This window comes from Streptomyces yunnanensis, from assembly GCF_029011865.1.
Lineage (GTDB): Bacteria > Actinomycetota > Actinomycetes > Streptomycetales > Streptomycetaceae > Streptomyces > Streptomyces yunnanensis.
The window spans coordinates 4,108,052-4,120,616 of the sequence record NZ_CP095749.1 but is presented as its reverse complement, the minus strand read 5'-3'; the positions used below and the strand labels follow the sequence as shown (position 1 = coordinate 4,120,616).

The window sequence follows — 12,565 nt, the reverse complement described above, 5'->3', positions numbered from 1 at the left end:
CCGCCGCGACGGGGGGCGTGGACGGGTGGAAGGAGGAATCGGCCGAAGGACGTTCGGCCGTGCGATGCCGGGGCGGGCCGGGATTCCGGCCCGTCCGTCGCGCGGTCGGCGGCGCGGCGGGCGCGGTCCGCCGGCGACCGGTGCGGTGACCAGGACACATGGTCGAACGTTGCTGCGAACCGGTAGCGTGCAGCCGACGATTCCGTAGGTCTGCACGATGGTAGGAGTCCCGGTGACGCAGAGCGGACAGGGCAACGACCCGCAGAATTCTGCGGCAGGCCCGGCCAGGGAGGGCATAGTCCTGCCCGCCGGCGGCGGCGACGCATGGGCGCCCGACCAGCAGGCCGCGCCCCCGGCCGGCCAGCCCTGGGGGCAGCCCTGGGGACCGGGCCAGCAGCCGGCCGCCCAGCCCGGCGGTGCGCCGGGCGGGCCGCAGCCGTACGACCAGGGCCCGGCACAGGGCTACCCGGCCGCGCCCCCGGCACATGCACCGGCTCCGCAGGTTCCCCCGCTCTCGGCTCCGTTCGGGCGGGAGGTGCCCCCAGCGCCGTTCCCGCAGCCCGGCGGGCAGCAGCTGCCGCCGCAGGACCAGGGCTTCCCGCAGCAGCCCCGGGAGCAGCCGCAGACGCCGCCCATGCCGGGCGCTCCCCCCGCGATGCCGCCCCAGGCGGGCCCGCCGGCCGCCGGGCCGCTGCCGCCGCACGCCGCCGGCGCCGACGCGACCACCATCCTCTCCCTCGGCGGCCAGTCGGGCCGGCAGCCCGCGCCCGGCGGCCTGCCGCCCCAGAACGCCCCGTACGCCGGCCAGCAGCCCGCCCCGGCCGGTGAACTGGTCCGTGCGACCCCGCAGGCCGGCGCGCCGCTGCCGCCGGTCGCCGGGGACGCCGAGGCGACCACCTTCCTGCCGCCCGTCGCCGGCGGCCCCGGTGCCGCCCCGCTGCCGCCTGAGGCGTCGGCCGCCGCGGAGCCCCGCGACGCGGCCACCCAGATGCTGCGGGCGATCAAGCCGAACGGCGCGCCGCCGCGGGGCGGCCAGCCCCTGCCCGGCGGTACGGACGGCTCTGAGGCCACCCAGCTGATACCGCCGGTCGGGGGCGGCGCCCCCGGGGCCGGGATGCCCACCCCGCCGCCCGGCGCGCCGTTCGGCGCCGGGCCCGGTGCGCCCGGCGACCGGCCGACCCCCGCCGAGTTCGACGGCCTGTTCCGCGACGGACCGGCCGGTCCGGGCGCGTCCGCCGCCCCGGACTCCACCGCGCAGCTGCCGCGCTTCGACCACCAGGCGGCCCACCCGCCCTACGGCCAACAGGGCGGCCCCGGCGGCCCGTTCGCCCCCGGTGGCGGTCAGGGCCAGTACGCCTCCTACGAGGAGGACGGCGGCGGGCGTCGCAAGATTCCCGCCGCGGCGATCGTCGGCGTGATCGTGGTCGCGCTGGCGGGCGTCGGCCTCGGCGTCGGCTGGGCGCTCAGCGGCGGCAGCGACGACGACGCCGGCCCGAAGAAGCAGGACACCGGCACCACCAAGGCCAAGACGGCCAACGGCGACGCCTCCAAGTCGGCCGACGACCCGGCCGCCGGCCAGGCCAAGGGCCTGGACGCGCTGCTCGCCGACAGCAACAACAGCCGCTCCGCGGTCATCGGCGCCGTCCAGAACATCAAGGGCTGCAACAACCTCGACGGTGCGGCCAGCGACCTGCGGTCCGCCGCGGGGCAGCGCAACGACCTGGTCAAGCGGCTCCAGCAGCTCCCCGTGGACAAGCTCCCGAACAGCGGCGAGCTGACCGCCGCGCTGACCAAGGCGTGGCAGTCCTCGGCCGCCGCCGACAACCACTACGCGGCCTGGGCCGACAAGGCCGCCGGCAAGGGCGGCTGCGACAAGGGCCACGCCAAGGGCGGCAAGGAGGCCGGCCAGGGGAACGCCGCCAGCGGTGCGGCCACCCAGGCCAAGCAGCAGGCGGCGGGCCTGTGGAACCCGATCGCGCAGAAGTACGGCCTGCGGGAGCACCAGCCCGAGCAGCTGTGAGCCGCCGGCCGGCGGGCCGGCGCGTCAGCCGTCGTCCGTGGGCCGCCGCTCCAGCGTCGCGGCGACGTCGACGAACCCCTCCTGGGCGGCGACCAGTTGGCCGTGCCGGACGACCTGGTACGTCACGTCCGCGTTGACGATGCGCGGGAAGTCCGTGACGGCCAGCATGTCGTCGTCGCGCCAGCGCAGCATGGGCGTCAGACCGCCGGTGTCGATGGTCCGGTCGCCGCGGTCCAGGGTGGTCTGCAGGGCGTGCGCGGTGATGTCCTCCACGCCCTGGTCGGCCAGTTGCCGGATCACCGCGCGCAGCACCGTGTAGGCGATCCAGGTCGTCTGGACGCCCTGGTCGGCCGGGTCGATGCGGTTGTCGTCGAACGCCTCCTGGGTGATCACCCTGCGCATCGGCGCCCAGCGCGGATCGCCGGCGGCCGGGTACCAGCCGGTGACGTCCGCGCCCTCCAGCGGGCCGGAGACGCCGCCGCTGCGGTTGACCATCGACTGGTCCACGCTGCCCAGGACGGAGCCGATCTGCACCTTGGGGCTGCTCTCCTGGAGGCGGCGGAAGGAGTCGAAGAAGGTGTCCGTGCTGTCGCCCAGCGAGGCGGCCACGCAGGAGCCGGGCGCCTCGCCGCCGGCCTTCGCCGTCCCGTAGCGGGCCGGGTCCGCGCCGACCGCCTCCAGGGCGGCGGCCACCTGCGGCGAGTAGTCCGTGCCGGTCTCGGGCGCCTTGATGTCCGCGGCCCGGTCGCGGCTGCCCCCGGTGCCGGCACCGGCCCCACCGGTGCGGCCGGCGCCGCGCCCGCCGCCGAGTCCGGCGTCGAGCAGCGCGGGCATCTGGTCGCCCTGGATGGTGTCCGGGCGGACCAGCGCCACCCGCCGGCAGTCCGCGGCCAACTGTCGCCCGTTCCCCGCCAGGAGCGCGGCCTGGCCGCCGTTGACGGGGTAGGAGAGCGGGCTGGAGAACTCCTCGGCGGAGGCGCCGTACCCGCCGATGAACGGGATGCCCGCCACCTCCAGCGGCGACATGAACGAGCGGCCCCACTGGCTGTAGGAGCCGACCACGGCGACCGCCCCGGCGTCCACCGCCCGCTGGGCGCACCGGGCGGCCTCCACCGAGTCGTTGCGCTCGTTGCAGGTGAGGACCTTCAGGGGGTGGCCGGCGATGCCGCCGCGGGAGTTGACCCAGCGGGCGTACGCCTGCGCCATGGCCGGCATTCCCGGCATGTTGGTCGTCCGGGCGCCCTCGGGCGCCCAGGTCATCACCGTGACCGGCTCCTGCTCCCCGGAACCCGCTCCGGGGAGGGAGCCGCAGCCGGACAGCAGTGACGCGATGACCGCCGTGCACGCCGCCGCGGCCGTCGCCGAGGCGCGCGGGAAGTGGCGGGGGGAGGAGCGTCGCCGTCCGGTCATGACCCCGCAGCCTTCCGCCCGGGGCGGAACGGGTGGGTGACGCGCGGTCAACCGGCGGTGACGCCGCGGTGAACTCCGGGGGGCCGATCGAGATCAATCGGGCGGAACGTACGATCGCATGCTGTGCAAGGTTCGGAGAAGTCTTCCCGTCGCGGCCGCCGCTCGACCACCATGGGCGGTATGCCGCTCTCTGACATGCCGTGGTGGCGCTGGCGCAGCAATGTGCGCTCCGCGCTGCACATGCTCTCCGACCCCGTCTTCCAGCAGCACACCTGGCTCGCCGGCCGTCCCGGGTACGGAGACGTCACCGACGCCGTCTACCGGCTCGTCGAGGACACCTGGCTCGACAACTGGTCCGCCGAGAAGTACATCGGCACGATCTTCCGCGACGCCCAGGAGGCGCAGCTGGTCGACGCCGCCGTCCTGCGGGTGCTGCGCATCATGCACCAGGTGGGGGCGGACGCCCCGGTGACCGCCTACATGGAGCACCCCGGCTGGCCCGACGCCGTACGGGCCGCCCGTGAGGCGCACGTCCACCTGGCCGCCGCGGACGGCGAGGACCCGGACACCGCCCCGCACTCCCTCGAAGCGCTGGCCGTCATGGCCGGCACCCTCCAGGCGCCGGTCTGACCGGTGGCCGGGGCGCCCCGGTCCGAGCCGCCCGGCGGATATGGGACCCTATGAGGTCATGAGCGAGTCGCAGCCCACCCAGTCCGGTCAGCACGACCGGAACGATCAGTACGTCCTCACCCTCTCCTGCCCGGACAAGCAGGGCATCGTGCACGCCGTGTCCAGCTATCTGTTCATCACCGGCTGCAACATCGAGGACAGTCAGCAGTTCGGCGACCGGGACACCGGGCTGTTCTTCATGCGGGTCCACTTCACCGCGGACGCGCCGGTCGACGTCGAGAAGCTGCGGGCCAGCTTCGCGGCGGTGGGCGACTCCTTCGCGATGGACTGGCAGATCCACCGGGCCGACGAGAAGATGCGGGTCGTCCTGATGGTGTCGAAGTTCGGGCACTGCCTGAACGACCTGCTCTTTCGCTCGCGGATCGGCGCGCTGCCGGTCGAGATCGCGGCCGTGGTCTCCAACCACACCGACTTCGCCGAGCTGGTCGGCTCGTACGGCATCCCTTTCCACCACATCCCGGTCACCCGGGACACCAAGGCGCAGGCCGAGGCCCAGCTGCTGGAGCTGGTGGAGAAGGAGCGGGTCGAGCTGGTCGTGCTCGCCCGCTACATGCAGGTCCTCTCCGACGACCTCTGCAAGGCCCTGTCCGGCCGCGTCATCAACATCCACCACTCCTTCCTGCCGAGCTTCAAGGGCGCCCGGCCCTACCACCAGGCGCACGCCCGCGGCGTCAAGCTCATCGGCGCCACCGCGCACTACGTGACCGCGGACCTCGACGAGGGCCCGATCATCGAGCAGGAGGTCGAGCGCGTCGGCCACGAGGTCACGCCGGACCAGCTGGTGGCGATCGGCCGCGACGTGGAGTGCCAGGCGCTGGCGCGGGCCGTGAAGTGGCACAGCGAGCGCCGGGTGCTGCTCAACGGCACCCGGACGGTGGTCTTCGCCTGACGAGGGCAGGGGCCTACGGCCGCGGCGCCCGGGCCTGCCCCGGGCGCCGCGGCCGGTCCGGCGGCGGCCCGGCTCACAGCCGCGACAGCGCCGCCGTCGCGAACAGCACCTCGCGGATCGCCTCGCGCTCGCCGGTCTGACCCGCCGCGGTCTCCTCCGGCGAGATGTGCCCGGCGGCCAGCTGGCAGAACTCGTCGCTGTCCAGCGCGAGGTGGGCGACGGTGCACTCCGGTGAGCCCACCGCCGCCGGGGAGTCCAGCGCTATGTACCAGTCCCCGCCGCCGCTGCCCTCGACCTCCAGGTGGAGCGAGCGGCCCGGGGCGCCCGCGGCGACCAACTGCTGCGGCGGCGCGGCCAGCCCGTCCCGCCGCCGCTGGGCGAGCGTGGTCGGCAGCAGCCGGGCCGCGAGGTCGACGAGCAGGTGGAGGTGGCCGGCGGCCGGCGGCTTGTACGGGTAGTCCACCGCGTCGGCGATGTCCCCGGCGTGCACCCACGTCTCGAAGGCCCGGTCCAGGAACGCGTCGCGCAGCGCGAGGTCGAACTTGCCGTACGGGACCGAGAGTTCGGCGACCCCGCCGCCGGCGAACGAGGCGGTCCGTATCAGCGCCTGGCTCTGCTCGCGCCACGGGTCGTGCGGCGCCCGCGGGTCCGGTTCCTCGCCCAGGGTGCGCCAGTACGCCTCGGTGCGGCGGCGCGGGCCGGGGTGTTCCGGGGCGGCGGGGCCCAGCGGGTCGGGCAGCCCGAGGGACGTCGCGACCATGCCGTCCACCGCCATCAGATGCCCGATCACCCCGGCGACGGTGGTGTCGCGCTCCACCGGCTCCCGGCCGTCGAACCAGCGCAGCCGCACCGGGGCCCGCCACTCCGACTCGCCCATGTCGCGCAGCAGGGCGTCCAGTTTGGCGGCCTCGGCGTCGAACGGCGTCGCCCACTCCGGAACCGGGATGCGCGGCGGCCGGCGGCCCAGGCAGCCCTCCAGCACCCGCGACCGCAGCAGCGGGTCGAGGTCGAGGCTGTCCGCGGGGTGCAGCAGCCCCACCGCGTCGCGCAGCCGCAGCGCCTCCTCGGCGCAGGCGGCGCAGTCCGTCAGGTGCGCCTCGACGGCGGCCGTCTCCTCCGACGAGCAGGCGGCCAGCGCCCAGGCCCCCAGCAGGGACTTGAGCACCTTGTGGGACGGGGCGGTCGGCGGCGGGCCGGTGTCGTCGCCGGTCACGGGGTCGTCATCGCTCTCGTACTCCGCAGGGGCGTGGTGGGGCGGGGTGGGGGCCGGGACGGGGCCGGGCCCCCGGTGGGGGACGGGTGGGAGGTCCGGCAGCGGGCCGTGGTCCTCCGCGGCGGGGCGCGGTGACGGTATCCGCGGTCTTTCACCGGGGCCGCCGGAGCGCTCGCGGCCGTCCCACTCGTCCGGGCCCCTCACAGCGACCGTCCGTGGCCCGGACCGGGCGGTGCGGGGTGCGGCGGGCGCGGGGTGTGCGGCCCGCGGGCGACGCGGCGCATCGGGACGGCCGGCAGGGCCTGGTGGTTGTGGGCGGTGGACAGCAGCTGGAGGCCCAGGCGGAGCCGGCGCCGCGCCTCGTCCTCGGTGACGCCGAGGTCGGCGGCGGTCTGGCGGTAGTCCCGGCGCTGGAAGTACGCCAGCTCCAGGGCCTCGCGCAGCGGGGCGGGCATGGACGTGACGATGTAGTCGGCGCGGGCGGCGGTGGACGCCTCGTGGATCTTCCGCTCCAGCTCGCGCTCCGACTCGGCGGACGCCGGCCCGGCCTCACCGCGGTCGCGCGCCGAGTCGGCCTCGGTCTGGCGCAGCCGCTGGACGGCCTGGTGGCGGGTGATCCCGGCCACCCAGGAGCGCAGCGAGCCCTGCTTGGGGTCGTAGGAGTCCGGGTGCTCCCAGACGTAGCCGAACACCTCGCGGGTGATGCGGTCGGCGGCGTCCTCGTCGTCCAGGACGCGGTAGGCGAGGCTGTGCACGAGCGAGGCGAAACGGTCGTAGAGCTCACCGAGTGCGGCGGCCTCGCCGCGGGCGAGTCGCTGCTGCATCCGCCTGTCCCAGCGCGGTGGTGCGTCATGTGCCATGGGACCCCCATCCCTGCCCGTCGCGGCCGGGCTCACACCTCGGCCGGCGCTCTGCCGAGACCTCCGCCGCGCGCTCCGCCGCGACCTCGGCCTGCACGAGGGGCCCGCGCGTCGCAGGACCCCGTGTCGTCACTCCCGCTCACTGTCGTACCCGCACTCGCCCCTTCGCTCACGATTGCCAGGTCATCACCCGATCCGGCGGCGCGCGGACGCCGTGGCACCGGTTGTGCGCACGGCGTGACGGTCGCCGTGTCCTCGAATGTAGTGGGCGGGTCCGACAGTGCAGGCGCCTTTGCGGCAAAGCCGGCCGTGAGGGCGTCGCAGGTGGTAAGGGCGTGGTGACGTTGTGGTGGATCTGGTGACACTTCCGGTTCGAAGTGGATTGATGTGGACCGTTCGTGCCCGTATCTACCCATGTGTTATGCGGGTGTGACCGGTTGCGGGCGAAAACCCGCCGCCCTCTGGGCATAGCCTTGGGCGGGAGGAGCCCGCCGCGCCATGGAATCGACAGCGTTTCACGGGGGAGAGGCCGGGCAGTCGAGCCGGGAAGGGTGGGTTCCGGATTGCAATCGGGGCACATCCGGTCCGAAAGCGAGCGAAAGGCTTCGAGCGCGTGTCGTTGAAGGTGGCAGAGGACGAACAGGGCCCCTGGGCCGTACTTCAGGTCTCGGGCGAGATGGACCTGGTCACGTCGCCCGCGGTGCGCCAGCACGTGCACGACGCGGTGGCCGAGGGTCGGCGGTCCCTGGTCCTCGATCTCTCCGAGGTCCGGTTCTGTGACTCCAGCGGGGTGGGCGTGCTGATCGCCGCCCGCCGCCTGATGCGTTCCTGTCAGGGGAGACTGCGGCTGATCCTGCCCGCCCAGGGCGCCGTCGACGGCTCGCACGTCAACCGCGTGCTGGCCGCCCTCGGCGTCCGCCGGCTCTTCGAGGTCTACCCGGACCTGCCCACGGCGGTGGACGAGGCGGCGGCCCCGCTGTCGGCCTGAGCCGGCCGGCCGCACCGGCCGCGCACCGGCGTTCCGCCGCGGCGGAACCCCGCCCTCACCCCGCCCCGTACGGGAACTCCGCCCGTACGACGAAGCCCCCCTCGGCCGTGGGGCGCGCCTCCAGCGTCCCGCCGAGGCTCTGCGCGCGCTCGCGCAGCCCCACCAGCCCGTGCCCGCCGCCGGGCAGCGCGGGGACCGGCACCGTCGCGTCCGGCGGCCCGTTGCGGATCTCCACCCGCAGCCCGGACCGGCCCCGCTCGGCCGTCTCCGGATCACCCGGCGCGGCCAGCTCCACCGCGTCGACCCGGACCCGTACCTGCGCCCCCGGCGCGTGCTTGCGGACGTTGGTGAGCGCCTCCTGGACGGTGCGGAAGGCGGCCCGCTCGACCGTCCTGCCGCCGCGCGGCCGGTCCGCGCCGGACCCCTCGGCGCCGTCGTGCGCGGTCCGCAGCCCCTCGTACGTCACGTCCAGCGCGCTCATCTCGATGAGCCGGGGCAGCTCGTCCAGGTCCGGCTGCGGCGCCAGTTCGCCCGCCTCCTGGGCGTCGCCGCCGGCCGCCCGGAGGACGCCGACCATGTGCCGCAGCTCCTCCAGCGTGCGCACGGACAGCTCACGGATCGTCCGGGCGCCGTCCCGCGCCGCCGCGTCCGCCGTGCTGACCTGTACGGCGCCGGCCTGCAGGCTGATCAGGCTGACCTGGTGGGCCACCACGTCGTGCATCTCCCGGGCCAGCCGGGCCCGTTCGGTGGCCTTCACCCGCTCCGCCAACAGCCGGTCCTCGCGGCGCAGGCTGCGGGTCAGGTCCTCGACGCGGGAGGCGAGTTCGCGCCTGGTCCGGACCAGCAGGCCGAGCGCGATCGGGGCCGCGGAGGTGACGCAGGCGTCGATCAGGACCAGGGTGTTCTCCCGGTACGCGGTCGGCTCGAAGTCGGAGATCGGATACGGCAGGAAGTGCGCGGCGACCAGCAGCAGCGCGCAGACGCCGAGCCGGGCGCGGCCGGGCCGCAGCGCGGCGAGGGTGTAGAGGGCGACCATCGGCGCGAACCAGATGTAGCCGATGTAGAGCCCCGGCAGCGTCACCAGGAACACCAGCAGCGGCCAGCGGCGGCGCAGCAGCAGGGCCGCCGCCGCGACCACCGAGACGCCCAGCTCCAGCGCCATCCCCAGGCCGTTGACGAGCAGCGCGTCGGCGATCGAGAGCAGCACCGGGACCAGCACCGGGCCGACCTGGCGCAGCCGTCGGCCCAGCGGTCCGCACAGCAGCCGGTGCACGGCCCGGCGGACGGTCCGGCGGACGACGTGGCGGGCGGGCACGCGGGTGCGGGACCGGTCGCGGCCCCGTATGCCGCCCGGCCCCGCCGCCCCCTCTCCGGGCGCGTCCCCGACTACGTCCCCGACCGGGTCCCCGGCCGCGCTCACGGCCGCGCCCACGGTCGCGTCCCGACCCGTCGGGGCCTCCCGGCCGGATATCACCCGGTCCCCCGCGGAACCCCTGCCACCAGGCCCGCCCGGTCCGCGACGATCGCCGCCTGTATGCGATTGATTCCGCCCAATTTGGCCAGCAGTGCCCGCACATGGTCCTTCACCGTGCTGGACGCCAGCCCCATCCGCTCCGCGATCTGCGCATTGCCCAGGCCCTCGCCCAGCAGCGCCAGCACCTGCGACTCGCGCGGCGTCAGCCCGCTCACCGCCCGAGCCGCGGCGGCCTGGTCCTCGGACGTCAGATAGCCGCCGATCACCGCCCGGGTCACCCCGGGGTCCAGCACGCTGCCGCCCGCCGCCAGCGTCCGCACCGCCCGCACCAGTTGCTCCGGGTCGGAGTCCTTGAGCAGGAAGCCCGCCGCGCCCTCCCGGAGCGCCGCGGTCAGGTACTCCTGCGCGTCGAAGGTGGTGAGCATCGCCACGGCCGGCGGCTCCGGGGCGGCGCGCAGCCCGCGCAGCACGGTCAGCCCGTCCACGTCCGGCATCCGGATGTCGAGCAGGACGACCTCGGCCGCGCAGCTCAGCACGGTCTCCACGGCCTCTGCGCCGCCGCAGTCCGCCACCATCTCGATGTCCGGGGCGGTCCCCAGAATCATCCGCAGTCCGGACCTGACGAGCCGCTCGTCGTCCACCACAGCGACACGGATCACCGGCCGCCCCTTTCTCCCACGCACCCGTCCGAGCCTCGGAACCGCCCGGCGTTGCGCGACTCCGTCCCTGCCGCCGGTTCCCCCCTCGGAGGGCCCCACACCCCCGCCGAGCGGCGGGGGTCCTCGCCCGACCTGCGGACGATGGCGCGGGGCGGACCCCGCGGGCAGAGTGGTTCTCATGCTGCACCACTGAAGAGGCCACAAGCCCAGGACGCGTTGCAGTTCACATCGACGGCCGCCGCGGCCCCCACACGCGACGGACGTCCCCCGGCGCGCGGGGGTGGCCCGAAGGGGAACCTTCCCCGCCTGGTCGCGGGGGCCTACGAGGCCCCGTCGCCGCCTCCCCCGCCGCCGTTTTGGCCTGATCGCCCAGCTTTGTTCGTGCGTGCCGTGGCCGACTTGTTCGGTTCCTCCGATTCGCCGGATTCCCTTCCTTTGTGTGCACATTGGCCGCCTTCGGGCTCGTCGCCTTCGGGCGCGGGGCCTTCGGGCTCGTCGGAACCCGGCCGTTCGGCGTCCGACGCGTTGACTTCCCATGCGTCGACTTCCGCTTCATCGCCCTCCGGCTGTCGCGCAGCAGCCGCGCCGCCCTCCGCCGCACCATCCGACTCATCCCACTCATCCCACTCATCCGGCTCGTCCGGCTCCTGGGACCGCTGGTACGCCGCCAGCCGCTCACCCCGGCTCTCCGCGACCCGTACGGTGTCCCGCAACGCCGTCCTCAGCTGCGCCGACAGGAACCGCAACTGCCCGACATCGGCCGAGGGGTCGTCGATGAGGGGCTCGGCGTGATCCAGCAGCCCGATGCTCATCTCCAGTTGGAGGGCCTCGACCCGGTCCGCGTACCGGGACACGGGGCCGTCGCCCGTCTGGTCGGTGAGCAGATAGCAGGGCTGGTCGGCGGAACCGGTCCAGGGCAGCAACCGGGCAACGGTACGAGCGGAAGGGTGCGGCACGTCGGCCTGCTTTCTTCAGGTGGGCGAGGCGGGCCGGCGCGCGGCCGGCAGTCCGTCGTCTTCGACTGGCCAGCACGCTAGGTGGGTGCGGACCGCCCGGACAGCGACGTCCTGTGCCACTTTGGGCGAGAGGTCGGACACCATGTCCCACCCGCCACTCTTTCGACGGGCGTCGCCCTACGCGTCCAGGTCGAGCCGGTCGGCGAGCTCCACCAGTGGGGAGGTCCGGCGCCTTTCCCGCACGCGGAGTTCGGACACCAGGCGGAGGCTGGTGGAGTGGTAGCGCATCCACTCCGGCGCGGTGCGTTCGGCGGTGAGCAGAGCCGCCACGGCTCCGTCGTCCTGGTGCAGGTCCGCGAAGGCCAGGGCGCGGTCGACGTGGAACCGCGCACGCCACGTGGGTGGCAGTGCCCGTAGTTCCGGCACGGTGCGCGCGGTGCGCAGGGCCTCCGCGCTGTCCTCCATCTCCACCAGGAAGTTGACCTTCGCCACGCCCACGTTGGTGGGGCCGAACGGTGTTGCGTAGTCGATCCGGTCCGTGCCGATCCTGGCCGCCGCCGCTCCGGCAAGGGCCAGTAGGTCGCGTACGGTCTCCCGGCGCTCCAGCCGAACGGCTGCCGTTGCGGCCCGGAGCAGCAGGACTCCCCACAGCGCCAGCTCGACGGGCGGGGAGCGGAAGCCGGGCTCGATGCGCTCGGCGGCGCTGAGCGCGACGCGTTCGGCGTCCGTCAACCGCCCCTGCTTGGTCAGGACCCAGGCGAGGCTGGAGAATCCCATGGTCTCCAAGTGGGGGTCGTCCCCCCTGGCGGCCGCCGTCCTCGCCCGTTCGAGGGCGGTGAACGCGGCATCCTCCTTGCCCAGTGCCGCCAGCGTCGTCGCGGCGATCTGGTACGCCTCGGCCAGCACGGATTGGGCGGAGGCCGCCGTGCTCCCCGTGGACGCGTGGGCCACTGCCTTGGCATCCCTGATCAACTGCGGTAGGAGCGCCCCGATTTCCGCCATGCGCCCTTCCCTGCGGATGCGCTCCGTCGAGCGCAGCGAAGCCCGCAGCGTCGCGATGTCCGGCGGGTTCTCGGGGTCCGGCTCCTCACCGAGAAGTTCGGACACCGGAGAGACGGCCTGGCGCAGCGCCAGGACGGACGGCTGTTCGCCGTCGGTGCGCACCTCGAAGGTGGCGGGCTTCCCGACGAGCGCCGACGTCTCCACATCCAGCGCCTGCGCCAGCGCGTTGAGGGTGCTCAGCCGGGCCGTCCGGCGTACACCCTGTTCGAGTTTGCGCACGATGTCGACGGACAACCCGGCGCGCTCGGCGAGCCCTTCCTGGGTCAGCTTGCGCCGGGCACGCAGCCGGGCGATGCGGTCCCCGATGCCGGGCTCCTCGTGGAACAACTCCATGGCCACCCCCG

At 74.7% G+C, this 12,565-nt stretch carries 11 protein-coding genes; 4 read left to right on the top strand and 7 right to left on the bottom strand.

Annotated features, from left to right (window positions below; all coding sequences use genetic code 11):
• Positions 1-232 precede the first annotated feature (232 nt).
• Positions 233-2,020: a hypothetical protein gene (locus MOV08_RS17580; protein ID WP_275308018.1), complete on the top strand. Its 1,788-nt coding sequence runs from the start codon at positions 233-235 to the stop codon at positions 2,018-2,020.
• A 24-nt stretch (positions 2,021-2,044) separates the two neighbouring features.
• Here MOV08_RS17580 and MOV08_RS17575 read toward each other — a convergent pair whose 3' ends face one another.
• Positions 2,045-3,430 carry an ABC transporter substrate-binding protein gene (locus MOV08_RS17575; protein WP_275308016.1) on the bottom strand — a complete coding sequence of 462 codons (1,386 nt, stop codon included), beginning with the start codon at positions 3,428-3,430 and terminating at the stop codon, positions 2,045-2,047.
• Between the two features lie 171 nt (positions 3,431-3,601).
• Here MOV08_RS17575 and MOV08_RS17570 point away from each other — a divergent pair, with 171 nt between their 5' ends.
• Both MOV08_RS17570 and purU read left to right on the top strand, forming a co-directional pair.
• Positions 3,602-4,060 (top strand): SCO4402 family protein, encoded by a 459-nt coding sequence (locus MOV08_RS17570; protein WP_275311815.1) that lies wholly within the window; start codon positions 3,602-3,604, stop codon positions 4,058-4,060.
• A gap of 58 nt (positions 4,061-4,118) precedes the next feature.
• Positions 4,119-5,009, top strand: coding sequence for a formyltetrahydrofolate deformylase (gene purU, locus MOV08_RS17565; RefSeq protein WP_039633646.1), 891 nt, complete (start codon positions 4,119-4,121; stop codon positions 5,007-5,009).
• Between the two features lie 73 nt (positions 5,010-5,082).
• Here the strand turns inward: purU and MOV08_RS17560 are convergent, their stop codons facing one another.
• Both MOV08_RS17560 and MOV08_RS17555 read right to left on the bottom strand, forming a co-directional pair.
• Complete coding sequence (locus tag MOV08_RS17560; protein ID WP_275308014.1) at positions 5,083-6,426, bottom strand: zf-HC2 domain-containing protein; 1,344 nt, start codon at positions 6,424-6,426, stop codon at positions 5,083-5,085.
• Entirely contained in the window at positions 6,423-7,082 is a 660-nt protein-coding gene (locus MOV08_RS17555; RefSeq protein ID WP_067347837.1) for an RNA polymerase sigma factor, read from the bottom strand. Before MOV08_RS17555 ends, MOV08_RS17560 begins: the two co-directional genes overlap by 4 nt.
• 613 nt (positions 7,083-7,695) lie before the next feature.
• Between MOV08_RS17555 and MOV08_RS17550 the strand changes: the two genes are divergently transcribed.
• Positions 7,696-8,070 (top strand): STAS domain-containing protein, encoded by a 375-nt coding sequence (locus MOV08_RS17550; protein WP_039633640.1) that lies wholly within the window; start codon positions 7,696-7,698, stop codon positions 8,068-8,070.
• A 55-nt stretch (positions 8,071-8,125) separates the two neighbouring features.
• Here MOV08_RS17550 and MOV08_RS17545 read toward each other — a convergent pair whose 3' ends face one another.
• The 4 genes from MOV08_RS17545 to MOV08_RS17530 all read right to left on the bottom strand — a co-directional run bounded on the left by MOV08_RS17545 (position 8,126) and on the right by MOV08_RS17530 (position 12,554).
• Positions 8,126-9,331 (bottom strand): sensor histidine kinase, encoded by a 1,206-nt coding sequence (locus MOV08_RS17545; protein ID WP_275311814.1) that lies wholly within the window; start codon positions 9,329-9,331, stop codon positions 8,126-8,128.
• 209 nt (positions 9,332-9,540) lie between these two features.
• The gene (locus MOV08_RS17540) at positions 9,541-10,203 is read right to left on the bottom strand and encodes a response regulator (RefSeq protein WP_039633638.1); all 663 of its coding nucleotides are present in this window, start codon (positions 10,201-10,203) and stop codon (positions 9,541-9,543) included.
• Between the two features lie 320 nt (positions 10,204-10,523).
• On the bottom strand, positions 10,524-11,126 hold the full coding sequence (locus MOV08_RS43845) for a hypothetical protein (RefSeq protein ID WP_338057169.1): 603 nt from the start codon (positions 11,124-11,126) through the stop codon (positions 10,524-10,526).
• A gap of 210 nt (positions 11,127-11,336) precedes the next feature.
• A complete protein-coding gene (locus MOV08_RS17530; RefSeq protein WP_275308012.1) occupies positions 11,337-12,554 on the bottom strand; it encodes a helix-turn-helix domain-containing protein in 1,218 nt (405 codons plus the stop codon).
• Positions 12,555-12,565: the final 11 nt, after the last annotated feature.